The organism is Mesorhizobium temperatum (assembly GCF_002284575.1).
Classification (GTDB): Bacteria; Pseudomonadota; Alphaproteobacteria; order Rhizobiales; family Rhizobiaceae; genus Mesorhizobium; species Mesorhizobium temperatum.
The window spans coordinates 85,692-98,325 of sequence record NZ_NPKJ01000058.1 but is presented as its reverse complement, the minus strand read 5'-3'; the positions used below and the strand labels follow the sequence as shown (position 1 = coordinate 98,325).

The following is a 12,634-nucleotide window of genomic DNA, read 5'->3' as shown; positions in this document are numbered from 1 at the left end:
AAATACCTGTCATGTGATATGCCAGCCGTCATGATGGTTTGGCCGCGCCATTGTGTTGCCACGGGGACTTGCCCATAAGATGGGGAACCATGGGCCGCAGCAGCAACTTGAAGAAGCTCTTTCCGATCGTCGCTTTCATCGCCGTCGCGCTGGCAAGCCTGACGATGGCGGGATTCGCCTATTTCGCCACGCAGGAAGCAGCGCGCATCAAGTTCGAGGCGACGGCGGACGATGCGCTCAACCGGATCGATAGCCGCATCGACCTGCATCTGTCGCTGCTGCGATCGACCCATGCGCTGTTCGAGGCGCGCAATGGTGGCATTTCGCGGGGCGAGTTCAAGGCGTTCTTCGAAGCACTTGGTATCAATGACAATTTTACCGGCCTGCGCGGTATCGGCTTTCTCCGGCTGGTGAGAGCCGGCGACGAGGCAGCGGTCGAGCGTGCCATCCTGCACGACTATGGCGCCAGCGATGCGATCTATCCGGCTACGACAACGCTGCCATGGCGTACGCCCATCACGCTGTTCGAGCCGCTGGACCCTTCCAATCGATCCAGCATCGGCTACGACATGTTCACCGAACCGGTGCGCCGCGAGGCGATCGAAAGGGCGATGGCCGACAACCAGCAGCACGCGAGCGGGCGCGTGCAGCTAGGCCAGGAAACAGGTGCTGCGCAGACCTTCACCGGCTTCCTGGTCTTCGTGCGGCTCAACGTCGAAACCGCCCAGGACGGCATCGCTGCGTCCAGATCCTCGACATCAGGCTTTCTTTATGCGGCCTTCCGCGCCCGCGACCTGTTTCAGACCGCGCTCAGCCGGACGCCGCTGCTGCCGGTCAACATCGAAATCTATGACGGCAAGGTGGATGCCGACCATCTTTTGTTCCAGTCGGAAACGCCGCCGGCGTCGAGCTTCGGCAACAGGTTGCTGGTTTCTCGCGAGCTCACCATCGCCGGACGTCCGTGGACCGTCCTGTTCAGGCCGACAAGCGCGTTCTCGCAACCTTCCTCGCGCGCCATTCCGGTGATGCTCGGCCTGTTCGGACTGCTGCTCGCGGGAACCATCGCGTTGGTGGCCCGCTATCAGGAGCGGGCCTATGACGCGGTCTCGCTGCTTCATGAAACGACGGAAAAAAGCCTGCTCGAAAAAGACCTGATGCTGCAGGAGATGAAGCACCGCATCAAGAACTCCATCACGCGGGTGCTTGCGATCGCGCGCCAGACGGCATCGCACGCCACCGACGTCCACGAGTTCTCGTCTTCCTTTTCGGCCCGGCTGCAAGCGATGGCGGCTTCCCAGGATATGCTGACGCGCTCGCGCTGGCAGAAGGCCGATCTCGGCGATCTCTTGCGCATCGAGCTTGGCCAGGTGTTCGGCAAGGAGCTTCCCGAGGGGATATTGTCGGGGCCAGAGGTGCTGCTCGACGAGACGACGACGCAAGCGCTCGGCCTGACCTTTCACGAACTGGCGACGAACGCGCTGAAATATGGCGAAGCCGGCAATTCGGCCACTACCCTCAAGGGCAACTGGGCGCTCAAGGTCGACTGGTCGGTCGAAGGCCGCGGGCGCGACAGGACGCTGGTTCTCAACTGGCGCGAAGCCGGCCAGAAGAAGCTCGAAGCACCTGTCAAAACCGGTTTTGGCACCAAGCTGATCGATTTGAACGTCACGCGCGAATTGGGCGGTACGATCAATCGCGATTTTCACGATGGCGGATTGAACGTGGAAATCAGGATTCCATTGTCGAGCTGAAACGCTGCCGCAAACCGACCGTTTTCGAAGGCGCAAGTAAACAGAGACCGGCCCGTCCGGTCTCCGCTTCTATTGCCTCTTGCGTTTGAAACGGATCAGCAGCGAGCCGTAAACAGACGGCCACGGTTGTCGCGGTACTGGCAATAGCCATTGCGCAGGTTGCGCACCAGCAGGCCGGTACCGGCACCGATGGCTGCGCCGACGAGCGCGCCCTTGCCGCCGTCAATCAGGCCGCCGGCCAGAGCGCCGACACCGGCGCCGACGCCGACATCCCGCTCAGTGGTGCTGCAACCGCTGACCGCGATCACGGCAACCATGGCAATAATCATCTTCCGCATAGGGTCACTCCTCGCTTTTGTCCCACTTGTAGCTCCTCCCGTCATTTATCATGCGAAAAAGCGTTTTGCCTGCTCGATTTCATTGTTGGCTAAGAGAATCTTTTTCGGGGCGCGCGCCGTTCGAGGCAACCTCAAGATCGGAAATCTCCACGGAAGCGTCGAGGGTGCCGTCCGGACGCACATTCCAGACGATCTGGTCGTAATCATCCTCAAGTGCCGGATCGACGGAAAGGCATTTGCCAATTATGCGCGGAGCCTGACCCTGCACATCGCTCAACGCAAACGGACGCGCAGCGGTACATTCCTGAGCGGTTTCGAAAACGCTCACCGATACGGGCAGTTCGCGACACTCGGTCATCGTGTTCGAACAGCCAATGACCAGCAACACGGCAGCGATGTGTTCCATGGCGACGGTCCTCCCGCCATAAGAACGGGCCACATTCATCAAAGTTCCTGCGATGTAGGCTGGCGCGCGACTGATTGGAGAACAAATCGACATGAGGCAAGCACAAGCCGCCGGCCACTTTGGGTCCGACGCTCTAGATCAACTGGAACGCGGCGGCCAGGACGACCACTGCAGCCAGCCCGATCGCGGCGAGGCCGGGGGTCGGGAGGGAAGCACGGGGCGACGGCATCGCGGATGCTTCGAGATCCTGAAACCCGCCCATCGAAACGCGTGCGGCCTGTTCCAGCCTGTTGATGTCGGCAACCGTCAAAGCCATTCCTCCCGTACTGCGCAGCAACTGCGATCGAAAACGTCATGCGGAGCGGTGTCTGGGAAAAACAGCATCGGACTTTATGGTGAACAGATGGTTAACCCGGCGCGGCCGGTACCAACCCTCTTGCCCCAGCCCTCTTTGGCTTGGCTGTTGTCCGGTCAATCCGTCTCGAAATTGCCGCGAGGAACGACAAGACGATATTCGAGGCGGTCCCCGGTGATTTCAAGTGTCGCCGTACCGTTCAACGACGCAGGCACGACGCGCTCGAGCGCGACGCTGCCAAAGCGCTTCTCACTGGGCTGATTGTCATTGGCTCCGATGGCTTCGGCCCATGTCAGCGACAGTGCGGTCTCGCCAGCGGAAGCGGCCGTCAGATCGGCCGTCACCTCGACGAATCCGTCGGCTCGCGACAGAGCGCCGTAGCTGACCGAATTGACGGCAAGCTCGTGCATGGCCAAGCCGATATGCAGGGCGGCATTGGGGTTGAGGTACGGATTTGCACCCTGGAAACGCAAGCTGCGCACAGGGTCGGCTCCATAGCGGCCGACCTGGCCGGACACCAGTTCGCGCAGTGCCGCTCCCCGCCAGTTCGACGAGGTCACCAGGTCCTGGGATGAGGCAAGGGACTGCAGCCGGCCGCGAAAGCGTGTCAGGAAATCACCGAGCGTGTCCGAATAACGGCTGGTCTGGGTGGCGATGCTCTGGATGATTGCCAAAAGGTTCTTTGAGCGGTGGCTGACCTCGCGCAGCAGCGTCTTCAGGGTCTGCTCGCGACGTTTCTGCTCGGTCGTTTCGACCATGGTGGTGACGACGCCCTGTACGGCGCCGCCGCCGTCGCGATCCGCGTCTACCCATACCTGAAACCAGCGGACGCCATCGTCGGCGGGAATGCTGAGCTCAAGATGTTCCGGATTGCCGGATGCGACGACCTTGCGTTTGGCCGCACCGATACGCTCCGCCTGCGCCAGCGGCAGGATGCCGTTGCTGTCGGCCGTATCGGACGCCCATGGCGGGCGCATGTTGCGGGCCCAGATGGTTTTCATCTCGCGATCCTGATAGAGAACCGAAATGCCGGCATTGTGCAGCGCATGGAGAAGGGCCCGGCCAAGCTGCATTCCACTCTCAGCGGACTGCAAAGCGATGATCTCATCGCTCCGTCCGCTGTCTTTCATGTCTCCGGCTCTGGATTGCATCGGTCACTTCACCCGCCCAATGCAGGCTGAACGGCTGACGGAAAATTGGGTTCCCAAAAGAGGTCCGCCGAGCGACGTCCAGTAAGGACTCCGCCCGGCGGTAGCTGGAAACCGCTTGAGGGGTGCGGCTCCCAGTGTTCGATCGCAGTTCACGACGCGCGTTTAAACAAGCCCGCGATAAGGGAAATGATCAGGAAAGCGAGAAAGATGAAAAACAATATCTGCGCTATACCTGCCGAGGTGCCGGCGATACCGCCGAAACCAAGAGCGCCTGCAATGATCGCGACGACGAGAAACACGAGCGCCCAGTAAAGCATGATCCATCTCCTTCAAATGGTACGGCAAAAACGTCTTTCGCTGCCGTTTGTTCCACCATTTCCCGAAAAAGACGATCCCTGGAAATCTTTCCGGCCCGAATTGAATCGTCATGCGCAGGGGGAAGTTGGAGGCGCAAGTGACGTTTGCCGGCCGCAAGCGGCCAGCGTCATTCATCTGTGGAAAACGGGCGATCTGTGGAACTGTGGAAACGGGCGCTCGAAGGCTGGGCCGCCCGGTCCTATGCAGCGGCTTTCGCATGCCGGTCGAAGAACAGCGCCTGGCTGATCAGGGCCTTGACCATATCCGGATTGAACGGCTTGGTGACGAGGAAGGCCGGCTCCGGCCGCTCGCCGGTCAGGAGGCGCTCGGGAAAGGCGGTGATGAAGATCACCGGCACTGGCGTGGACGACAGGATCTCGTTCACCGCTTCGATGCCCGAGCTGCCATCGGCAAGCTGGATGTCGGCCAGCACCATCTTCGGCCGCGTCTTTGTGAACATTGCCACCGCTTCGGCGTGGGTACGCGCAGTACCGACGACGCGATGGCCCAGGCTTTCGACCATTTGCTCGATGTCCATGGCGATCAGCGGCTCGTCCTCGATGATCAGCACATCGGTTGCCACCTGGCGGGAAATCTCGTTGCTGGCCTCGGCGAGAAGTTCGGAGAACTCCTGATCGTCGACGTCGAGAATCTCCGCCGCCTCGTCTTCGCTAAAACCTTCGACGGCGACCAGCAGGAACGCCTGCCGGGGACGGGGTGAGATCGCGTTCAGATTGGCGGCGGCGCGCTGTTCCCACGCCGACTGCGGGTGTTCTTGCGGAACGCGGATGGCGACCGAGGTGAACAGCCTGGCGAAGACCTTGTAGAGCGCGATGCGGTCGTTCGACGCGTCCGGAAAGATGTCGACGTCGGCGATGATAGCTTCGAGCATCGCGGCGACCAACGCGTCGCCACTCTCCTGAGATCCGGAAACGGCCCGCGAGAAGCGGCGCAGGAACGGCAGGTGCGGAGCGATGGTTGCGGATAGGCTCATAATGGACGTCTCCCTCTGACGTAATTGCGTAGATTGCAGACCAAGCTGATTACAAGCCCCGAAAATAGCCCTGAAAACACAAACGCCGGATTTCCGAAAAAGTTCCGATGGTTGTGGAACTAATATAATGGGACGGCGTTTGAGGTCGGGATGGGGTAACCAGACGAGGGTGCTGCTTGCGTTGCGTCTTGTATTGAAGGGCGGCAGGGTACTGGGAACAAGGGCGAAATGAAGACATGACGAAAGATACCACGGCTGGCGCTGCAAACAGGCGCCGGGCAGCTTCCGGCGACCCGCTCGGGCCAAACTCGGAAATCGGCCGCAAACTCAAACAATATTACGACGAGTTGGTCTCCGACAATGTGCCGGATCGTTTCGCCCAATTGCTCAGACAGTTGGAACAGGCCCAACCTGCACCTGCACGGAAAAAGGATTGAGGCATGGCGGCCGTCTCGCAGAGCTTCAAGACCGATCTGCTCGGCTCGATTCCGAGCCTGCGGGCCTTTGCCGTGTCGCTGACGCAAAACGCCGACAAGGCCGACGATCTGGTGCAGGAAACGCTGGTGAAGGCCTGGGATAAGCATGAAAGCTTCGAGCCGGGCACCAATCTCAAGGCATGGCTGTTCACCATCCTGCGCAACGAATTCTATTCGCAGATGCGCAAGCGCGGCCGCGAGGTACAGGACAGCGACGGCATCATGACAGCCAGGCTAGCCGTTCATCCGGCCCAGCACGGTCAGCTCGACCTCAAGGACTTTCGTAGCGCGCTCGAGCAATTGCCTGAGGACCAGCGCGAAGCCATCATTCTCATCGGCGCTTCGGGTTTTTCCTACGAGGAAGCTGCTGAGATCTGCGGCTGTGCTGTCGGAACGATCAAGAGCCGCGTCAGCCGCGCCCGCACGCGGCTGCAGGAAATCTTAAAGATTTCCGGCGATGACGAGTTTGGCCCGGATGCGATATCGGCTCAGGTGACGGGGTCGAACGCCGCCTGAATACTGACCCCCGGTAATACGGGCCGGTTTTCCGGACATCAGACAAGAGGGCCGCGCCCGCACGCCGCCGCCACTGCCTGCACGAGATCGTCTCCCGAATAAGGCTTGGTGACCAATCTGACATCCGGAAAGGACACCTTGATTTCGTCCATGTCGGAATAGCCCGAGGCGAAGACGAAAGGCACGCCCGATTCGCGCAGCCGCGAAGCGAAATCGAGTGTCGAAGCGCCGCCCAGCATGAGATCGACGATGGCTGCGTCGAATTGAGAGGCAACGCTCTTCCGATCGATCTCACCCAGATCGCGGGCGACGATCACGTCGCCGGCACCATAGTCGCGGCAAAGCTGCTCGACATCCATGGCGATCAGGAATTCATCCTCCAGGACAAGAATCCGCAATCCGTCAAGCAAGGGTGGCACGTGGCAATGTCTCCGTGGAGCGCGGGGAAAAGGGGAAGCGCAGGGAACAGAGGAGTCATGGTCTCTATTTGGCTTCCTGTCATCTAAAGTTATTTGGCATCCTGTCATCTAAAGGCATGCCGGTCGCAGACGACGGAACCTCGATCCTTGACGAAAGCTCACCTCGCTGGGAGAGGTTGAGCGAGGATCGCCGGCCGCTGATCTGACGCCGATCCCGGGATGCTCGAGTCGAGCTGGACTCATACGCCGAAACACCCTTTCATGGACCTCGTTCCGATTTCGGAACCTTGGCGTGTATCGAGCGTTTGGAGCCAAGAAGCAAGGAGTTAAGCAATGGCGACTGCCGCAGGAAAGGCCGCGAACGCAAGCCGGGGGGATTCGGATCTGGAGGCCGACATCAGGCAATTAAAAGCCGATATCGAAAAACTCACCAAGCAATTGGCCAAGACCGGTGAACATGGTTACGGGACGGCCCGCCGCGCCGCGACCGAAGGTGTCGAGCAATTGCGCGCCCAGGGCGAAGCAGCCTTCGATACCCTGCGCAGCAACGCCAAGGACCTCGAAGCGCAAGTGGTGGCGAGCGTGCGCGAAAAGCCGGTGACGTCGCTGGCGATCGCGGCAGGCGTCGGCTTTCTGTTCGCGCTTCTCGCGCGCCGCTAAGCCTCAGCCCAGATGGGAATGCTGGCATCGTTGATCTCGGGCCTCGCCTCGGGTGAAGCCCTTGCAGCCATGCGCCGCGCGCGCACGGCTGCAATCGTCTATGCGCTCGCAGCACTTGCCGCACTGTGCGGCGTCGGTTTCCTCGTCGGAGCGGCCTATATCTGGGTGGCGGGTCTCTATGGGCCGATGGCAGCCTGCCTTGGTTTCGGGGTCGGCCTCCTGGTGATCGCAGGGCTTCTCCTGCTCTTCCATCAGCTGTCGGCCGGCGCGCGCGCCCGACGCCGGGCGCGGAGGCGCCAAGCCGATATGAAGGCGGTCGGCATCACGGCCGCGCTCGCCGTGCTGCCGGCGCTACTCAAGGGGAAAGGCGGCCTGGGCACCCTACTCGGCCCGGCGATTGCACTCGCCGCCTACGCCATCTACCGCGAGAACGTGAAGCCCGATGCCGACGATCCGGATGCCGGCGAAGCGAAATAGTTCGAAGCGATTCTTCTTGTTGTTTGACCACATCTTATCCGAAAACCGGGCTCCACTTTTCGCTGACGCGGACCTTCGGTTCGGGATCATGGTCGAGCCGTCACTTCGGCAGATCCTCCAGCGGCATCGATATTTCGGCGAACACGCCTTCCGGCCGGAATTCGTGGGTCACTTCGCTGGAGATGACCTTGGCCAGGCTGCGGCGGATCAGGATCGAGCCGAAGCCGTGGCGTTCGGGCGAGGCAACTTCAGGCCCGCCGCTTTCGCGCCAGGTCAGCACCAGGCGCCGTGCGCCTTTCCGGCCCTGTGCCTGCCAGTCGAGATCGACCTTTCCCGAAGCCGTCGATAGCGATCCGTATTGCAGCGCATTGCTGGCCAGTTCATGCAGGATCAGGCCAAGCCCGACTGCCTGGTCGGGCGAAAGCAGCAGGTCGGCGCCCGAGATCGTCATGCGCGGCCGTTCGGCGGTGTCGAACGGCTTGACCTCGATCTGGACGAGTTCGCGAATGCCGATACCGCGCCACTCGCGGTCGGACAGCAGGCTGTGGGCGGCGCCCAGCGCCTGAAGCCTGGCGCTGAAGGCTTCGAGGAAATCGCTCGGCTGGCGGGCATGGCGAACGGTCTGCGTCGCCAGCGCCTGCACGGTCGCCAGCGTGTTCTTGACGCGATGGTTCAGCTCGCGCAGCAGGAGACGTTGCCGCTCGTCGCCGAGCTTGCGATCGGTGATGTCGTAATTGACGCCGAAGATCAGCGTCGGCTTGCCGTCGCCGTCGCGCTCGATGACACGGCCGCGCGTAGCGAGCCAGCGCGGCGGAGTGAAGCCCTTGACGCGGTATTCGCCAAAATAATCGTCGCCGCCGGTCAGCGCGTCACGAAAGCGCGTCTCGGTCTGGTAGACATCACGCGGGTCGATGGCGGCAAGGATATCGCGCGCCCTCAGCCGGTTCGAGCGCGGCAGGCCGAACAGCTCGGACAACCGGACATCGCATTCGATCACATCGGTGTGGATATCCCATGCCCAGCTTGCGAGCGAGGCGGCATCGAGCGCGATGCCGCGCCGCTTTTCCTCGCGCGCCAGCGCTGCAGCGATGCTGGCGCCGTTGCGAGTGGCGTCCTTCAATGCGAACAAGCTGGCGGCGAGGCCGGCGAGCGCCATCAATTGTTCGAGCTGGGCGGCAGACGGGGACGCGCGCGGCTTCCGGTCGAGCACGCAGAGCGTGCCGATCCGGGCGCCGGCCACCACAATCGCCACCCCCGCATAGAAACGGACATGGTGCTGGCCAGTGACCAGCGGGCTGGCGTCGAAACGTGGATCCGTGGTCGCATCGGTCACCACCATCGGCTCGTCGCCGGCGGCAATGGCATGGGCGCAGAAAGATGTATCGGTCGCGGCCTCGGTCTCATCCAGGCCGACACAGGACTTGAACCATTGCCGCTCGACATCGACGAGCGTCACCAGCGCGATGGGCGTTTGCATCACCGCGGCGGCAAGACCGCTGATATGGTCGAAGTCAGGATCGGCCGCCGTGTCGATTGCATCGAGACCGTGCAGTACCGCAAGCCGATCCTGAGCCCTTATCACGCTAAGGACATCGACCGGCAGATTCGGCTTTTTCTCTACCCTGCTATCCACAAGGCCCCCCAAATGCATCGGGTTGCAGCCATTCGCGCCAGGCCAGTTGCCTGGCTCTGAAACCGGAACCTTCGCCTTGAGGAACCGTTACTCAACCACGTTTTGCCAGCCGCGCCCGCCGGCGCCAAACGACTTGCCGGCGCTAAACGACGTGCCGGCGCCAAACGAAATGGAGGCCGATCATGCCCAGGATCGTTCCTGAAGACAAAGCCCGCCAGGGACGCTGGGGGTGGCATACTTTCCGTATCTTGATCGCCGCGCTGCTGTTGGCGTTTATCGCCTGGGGCATCGCGGAGATTTACGGCAACATGATAGACAAGACGTCGACAACCGAACAGGGCGAGCTTCCCAGGGACGAACAGGGCGAGATTCCCAAAGGCTGAAGCTATCCGATCGACTGTGCCGAGCTGCATCACGCTGCCTTCGCTTGGACGGCGCGCGCCGGGACGAGAACGTACAGCGCGCCAGGATGAATTTCGATCGTCGTTTCGCGGTCAAGCCTGACCAGTTCGCCGTCCATGACGGCGCGGAATTTCTTCGCAGCCGAGTGGACTTTCAAAACGGCCCGGTCAGCTTGGTGGATTTCCACATGTTCACTGTCGCGCCATTTGCCGCGCGCCATGTCGAAGAGGACCTTGACCAGTTCGCCACGCCGCCGCGCCACCGTGACATAGATGCCGAGCACGCCGCCGGCGGGATTGTCGGCATAGGGCAGGTGACCCTCACCGAACAGATTGTTGGTGATGCCGATGCCGGTGGTGCGCGTCACGATCTCGGTTTCGCCGATGGTCAGCGTCACCTCCATTGCCGACGGGTTGTTGATCGCTGCCCAGGCAGCCTTCACTGAAGCCCGCATCTTTCCCAACCGCGAGCCAAACTCCATAGTCTGGCGAAGCTGAACCATCCTGGCATGCATGCCGATCGAGAACTGATGCACGAATGGCTTGCCGTTGGCGGTTGCCATATCGACTGCGATCACCTCGCCGTCGGCAAACGATTTCACGGCCGCGTCCAGGGTCTGTGGGATGCCGAGCCCGCGCGCGAACAGGTTCATCGTGCCAGCCGGCAAAATGGCAAGTGCCTTCTTCCTGCCCATTAACCGAGCCGCCGCGGCCGAAATGGTGCCGTCGCCGCCGCCGGCCAGCACAATGTCGACGCTGTGCTTCGAAGCGAAGCGGTCCAGCGTTGCGACGATGTCCTTGCCGGCAACGATGTCGATATCGATGGAGTGACCTGCTGCCTCCAACGTCTGGCGCATCCGGTCCGTGAAGGCGGAAAGATCAATCGTACGCAGGGTGCCGCCCTCCTGGTTCAGCACCGCCGCAAATCGCATCCCCCCGCTCCGTTTTTTCTTGCCAACCATTGGATAATCATCGGCCAAGACAGACCCAGCCACAGGCTGGAACGGGGCGGCTGAAAAAAAGTTCCGCAGCTCTGACGAAAATACAGGAGCGAATCTCACCGGCCGAACGCATGATTGAGCGCGATTCGGGTGGTTTTTTCACGACGCTCGCCATGGTGTCGGAACAACGGCGCGGTCACGACGTTGTGAATATGTAACGCCGCGACCAATCTCCCACCCGGCGGCTCGTGGCGTGAATGAATAACGCACGAGGAGAGATTATGATGATCCGCACCCTTTTAACCACCACCGCACTCGCAGCTTTGCTTGCGACCGGTGCTTATGCGCAGTCGACCACAACTCCGGCGCCGACGCAGGACCCGGCAGTTCAGGATACAGCTCCGGCGACTCCCGTTGCGCGCGCCGAGGGCAGCCTGATGACCAACATCGTCGGTGAATCGGTCTATAATGGCACAGGCGACGATGCCGAGAACATCGGCAATGTCAGCGATGTCGTCTTCGATGAAAACGGTCAGGCAAAATCCGTCGTCATCGGTGTCGGCGGCTTTCTTGGCGTCGGCGCCAAGAATGTCACTTTCGACTACAGCAAGCTGCAATGGGCCGAACGGAATGGCGACCGCTGGCTGATTGCCCAAACCACAAAGGATGAGTTGATGGCTCAGCCGGACTTCGACCGCAGGCCTTACGATCCGGTTCCTGCGGCCACCGACACCACGGCCACGGCTCCTCCAGCCCCTTCTGGCACGACCGATACCACCGCACAGAATGCTCCGGCGGCTCCGGTCGAACCGGTTCCGGCCGAACCCGTGAAGCGCGCCGATGGCAACCTTGCCACCAACATCATCGGTGAGACCGTCTACAACGGCACCGGCGACGACGCTCAAAACATCGGTGACGTGAACGACATCGTCCTGGCCAAGGATGGCAAGGCCGAGTCGCTGATCATTGGCGTCGGCGGCTTCCTTGAGATTGGCGAAAAGAATGTCGCCTATCAGTTCGACAAGGCCAAGTGGGCTGAGAGGGATGGCGATCGCTGGCTGGTAGCCGAGACCACGAGGGAGGGTCTGGAGGCGTTGCCGGAGTTCAACCGCGAGCCCTATGATCCCGCCCCGGCGACAACCGCATCGACTGACGCGGCGACGCCGGCGCCGGTGACCACCACCCCTGCTGTCACTCCAGCCCCGGCGGAGAAGACCGCGGAAGCTCCGGCGGCAACGCCTGAACCCGCTGCTCCGGCACCGGCGGACAAGACGGCGCAGGCCCCGGCGGCAACGCCTGACACCGCTGCTCCGGCTCCAATGGACAAGACAGCCGAGGCTCCAGCAGCAACGCCTGACGCCGCAGCCCCCGACCAGACGCAGACCGCGGCGATCGACAAGTCGGCGCTGACCGAAATGCCGATCAACGAAATCCGGTCCGAGGATTTGGTTGGAACCACCGTCTATGGCGCCAATGATGTCAACGTCGGTGAGATTGGTGACGTCGTGCTGACGGGCGACAAGAAGGTCGACGCCGTCATCATCGACGTCGGCGGTTTCCTCGGCGTTGGCGAGAAGGAAGTGGCGGTCGGCATGGACAACCTTAAATTCATGACCGACAAGGATGGCAACCGCTATCTCTACACGAACTTCACCAAGGAGCAGCTCGAGGCGCAGGTCGCCTACGACAAGGGCACCTATGCAGAGAAGCGCGACGAGCAGCGCATGATGATGCGGTAATTCGCTCTAACGACGAAAAA

The 12,634-nt window shown here is 61.6% G+C and carries 16 protein-coding genes; 7 read left to right on the top strand and 9 right to left on the bottom strand.

All coding sequences use genetic code 11. The features are described 5' to 3' along the window. Positions 1-107: 107 nt before the first annotated feature. Complete coding sequence (locus CIT26_RS21235; RefSeq protein ID WP_095494415.1) at positions 108-1,751, top strand: CHASE domain-containing protein; 1,644 nt, start codon at positions 108-110, stop codon at positions 1,749-1,751. Positions 1,752-1,846: 95 nt separating this feature from the next. Here CIT26_RS21235 and CIT26_RS21230 read toward each other — a convergent pair whose 3' ends face one another. The 6 genes from CIT26_RS21230 to CIT26_RS21205 form a co-directional block, all read right to left on the bottom strand. Continuing rightward, complete coding sequence (locus CIT26_RS21230) at positions 1,847-2,089, bottom strand: YMGG-like glycine zipper-containing protein (RefSeq protein ID WP_095494384.1); 243 nt, start codon at positions 2,087-2,089, stop codon at positions 1,847-1,849. 79 nt (positions 2,090-2,168) lie between these two features. Then, the gene (locus CIT26_RS21225) at positions 2,169-2,495 is read right to left on the bottom strand and encodes a hypothetical protein (RefSeq protein WP_095494383.1); all 327 of its coding nucleotides are present in this window, start codon (positions 2,493-2,495) and stop codon (positions 2,169-2,171) included. Between the two features lie 133 nt (positions 2,496-2,628). Further along, on the bottom strand, positions 2,629-2,811 hold the full coding sequence (locus CIT26_RS36725) for a hypothetical protein (protein ID WP_095494382.1): 183 nt from the start codon (positions 2,809-2,811) through the stop codon (positions 2,629-2,631). Between the two features lie 155 nt (positions 2,812-2,966). Continuing rightward, positions 2,967-4,001, bottom strand: a complete 1,035-nt coding sequence (locus CIT26_RS21215) for a sensor histidine kinase (protein ID WP_095494381.1) — start codon at positions 3,999-4,001, stop codon at positions 2,967-2,969. 149 nt (positions 4,002-4,150) lie between these two features. Continuing rightward, positions 4,151-4,318: a DUF1328 domain-containing protein gene (locus tag CIT26_RS21210; protein WP_023797107.1), complete on the bottom strand. Its 168-nt coding sequence runs from the start codon at positions 4,316-4,318 to the stop codon at positions 4,151-4,153. Between the two features lie 239 nt (positions 4,319-4,557). Continuing rightward, the gene (locus CIT26_RS21205) at positions 4,558-5,352 is read right to left on the bottom strand and encodes a response regulator (protein ID WP_065007451.1); all 795 of its coding nucleotides are present in this window, start codon (positions 5,350-5,352) and stop codon (positions 4,558-4,560) included. A 236-nt stretch (positions 5,353-5,588) separates the two neighbouring features. Between CIT26_RS21205 and CIT26_RS21200 the strand changes: the two genes are divergently transcribed. Both CIT26_RS21200 and CIT26_RS21195 read left to right on the top strand, forming a co-directional pair. After that, positions 5,589-5,789, top strand: coding sequence for a NepR family anti-sigma factor (locus tag CIT26_RS21200; protein WP_095494380.1), 201 nt, complete (start codon positions 5,589-5,591; stop codon positions 5,787-5,789). Between the two features lie 3 nt (positions 5,790-5,792). Continuing rightward, on the top strand, positions 5,793-6,344 hold the full coding sequence (locus CIT26_RS21195; protein ID WP_029348707.1) for an RNA polymerase sigma factor: 552 nt from the start codon (positions 5,793-5,795) through the stop codon (positions 6,342-6,344). Positions 6,345-6,382: 38 nt separating this feature from the next. Here the strand turns inward: CIT26_RS21195 and CIT26_RS21190 are convergent, their stop codons facing one another. Then, on the bottom strand, positions 6,383-6,763 hold the full coding sequence (locus tag CIT26_RS21190; protein WP_095494379.1) for a response regulator: 381 nt from the start codon (positions 6,761-6,763) through the stop codon (positions 6,383-6,385). A 333-nt stretch (positions 6,764-7,096) separates the two neighbouring features. Between CIT26_RS21190 and CIT26_RS21185 the strand changes: the two genes are divergently transcribed. Together CIT26_RS21185 and CIT26_RS21180 are read left to right on the top strand one after the other, a co-directional pair. Beyond that, positions 7,097-7,423, top strand: a complete 327-nt coding sequence (locus CIT26_RS21185; RefSeq protein WP_095494378.1) for an ElaB/YgaM/YqjD family protein — start codon at positions 7,097-7,099, stop codon at positions 7,421-7,423. A 12-nt stretch (positions 7,424-7,435) separates the two neighbouring features. Then, positions 7,436-7,900, top strand: coding sequence for a hypothetical protein (locus tag CIT26_RS21180; protein ID WP_095494377.1), 465 nt, complete (start codon positions 7,436-7,438; stop codon positions 7,898-7,900). Between the two features lie 100 nt (positions 7,901-8,000). Here the strand turns inward: CIT26_RS21180 and CIT26_RS21175 are convergent, their stop codons facing one another. Then, a complete protein-coding gene (locus CIT26_RS21175) occupies positions 8,001-9,533 on the bottom strand; it encodes a sensor histidine kinase (RefSeq protein WP_206072792.1) in 1,533 nt (510 codons plus the stop codon). A 182-nt stretch (positions 9,534-9,715) separates the two neighbouring features. Here CIT26_RS21175 and CIT26_RS21170 point away from each other — a divergent pair, with 182 nt between their 5' ends. Further along, a complete protein-coding gene (locus tag CIT26_RS21170; protein WP_095494375.1) occupies positions 9,716-9,916 on the top strand; it encodes a hypothetical protein in 201 nt (66 codons plus the stop codon). 29 nt (positions 9,917-9,945) lie between these two features. Here the strand turns inward: CIT26_RS21170 and CIT26_RS21165 are convergent, their stop codons facing one another. Beyond that, positions 9,946-10,866: a diacylglycerol/lipid kinase family protein gene (locus CIT26_RS21165; protein WP_095494374.1), complete on the bottom strand. Its 921-nt coding sequence runs from the start codon at positions 10,864-10,866 to the stop codon at positions 9,946-9,948. A gap of 293 nt (positions 10,867-11,159) precedes the next feature. Here CIT26_RS21165 and CIT26_RS21160 point away from each other — a divergent pair, with 293 nt between their 5' ends. Then, positions 11,160-12,614, top strand: a complete 1,455-nt coding sequence (locus CIT26_RS21160) for a PRC-barrel domain-containing protein (protein WP_095494414.1) — start codon at positions 11,160-11,162, stop codon at positions 12,612-12,614. The last annotated feature ends 20 nt before the right edge of the window (positions 12,615-12,634 follow it).

What these genes read in the sequence shown, in the direction of transcription:
- CIT26_RS21230 (WP_095494384.1), bottom strand. Translation starts at nt 2,089, where the DNA reads ATGCGGAAGATGATTATTGCCATGGTTGCCGTGATCGCGGTCAGCGGT.
- CIT26_RS21225 (WP_095494383.1), bottom strand. Translation starts at nt 2,495, where the DNA reads ATGGAACACATCGCTGCCGTGTTGCTGGTCATTGGCTGTTCGAACACG.
- CIT26_RS36725 (WP_095494382.1), bottom strand. Translation starts at nt 2,811, where the DNA reads ATGGCTTTGACGGTTGCCGACATCAACAGGCTGGAACAGGCCGCACGC.
- CIT26_RS21215 (WP_095494381.1), bottom strand. Translation starts at nt 4,001, where the DNA reads ATGCAATCCAGAGCCGGAGACATGAAAGACAGCGGACGGAGCGATGAG.
- CIT26_RS21210 (WP_023797107.1), bottom strand. Translation starts at nt 4,318, where the DNA reads ATGCTTTACTGGGCGCTCGTGTTTCTCGTCGTCGCGATCATTGCAGGC.
- CIT26_RS21205 (WP_065007451.1), bottom strand. Translation starts at nt 5,352, where the DNA reads ATGAGCCTATCCGCAACCATCGCTCCGCACCTGCCGTTCCTGCGCCGC.
- CIT26_RS21200 (WP_095494380.1), top strand. Translation starts at nt 5,589, where the DNA reads ATGACGAAAGATACCACGGCTGGCGCTGCAAACAGGCGCCGGGCAGCT.
- CIT26_RS21195 (WP_029348707.1), top strand. Translation starts at nt 5,793, where the DNA reads ATGGCGGCCGTCTCGCAGAGCTTCAAGACCGATCTGCTCGGCTCGATT.
- CIT26_RS21185 (WP_095494378.1), top strand. Translation starts at nt 7,097, where the DNA reads ATGGCGACTGCCGCAGGAAAGGCCGCGAACGCAAGCCGGGGGGATTCG.
- CIT26_RS21180 (WP_095494377.1), top strand. Translation starts at nt 7,436, where the DNA reads ATGGGAATGCTGGCATCGTTGATCTCGGGCCTCGCCTCGGGTGAAGCC.
- CIT26_RS21170 (WP_095494375.1), top strand. Translation starts at nt 9,716, where the DNA reads ATGCCCAGGATCGTTCCTGAAGACAAAGCCCGCCAGGGACGCTGGGGG.
- CIT26_RS21165 (WP_095494374.1), bottom strand. Translation starts at nt 10,866, where the DNA reads ATGCGATTTGCGGCGGTGCTGAACCAGGAGGGCGGCACCCTGCGTACG.
- CIT26_RS21160 (WP_095494414.1), top strand. Translation starts at nt 11,160, where the DNA reads ATGATCCGCACCCTTTTAACCACCACCGCACTCGCAGCTTTGCTTGCG.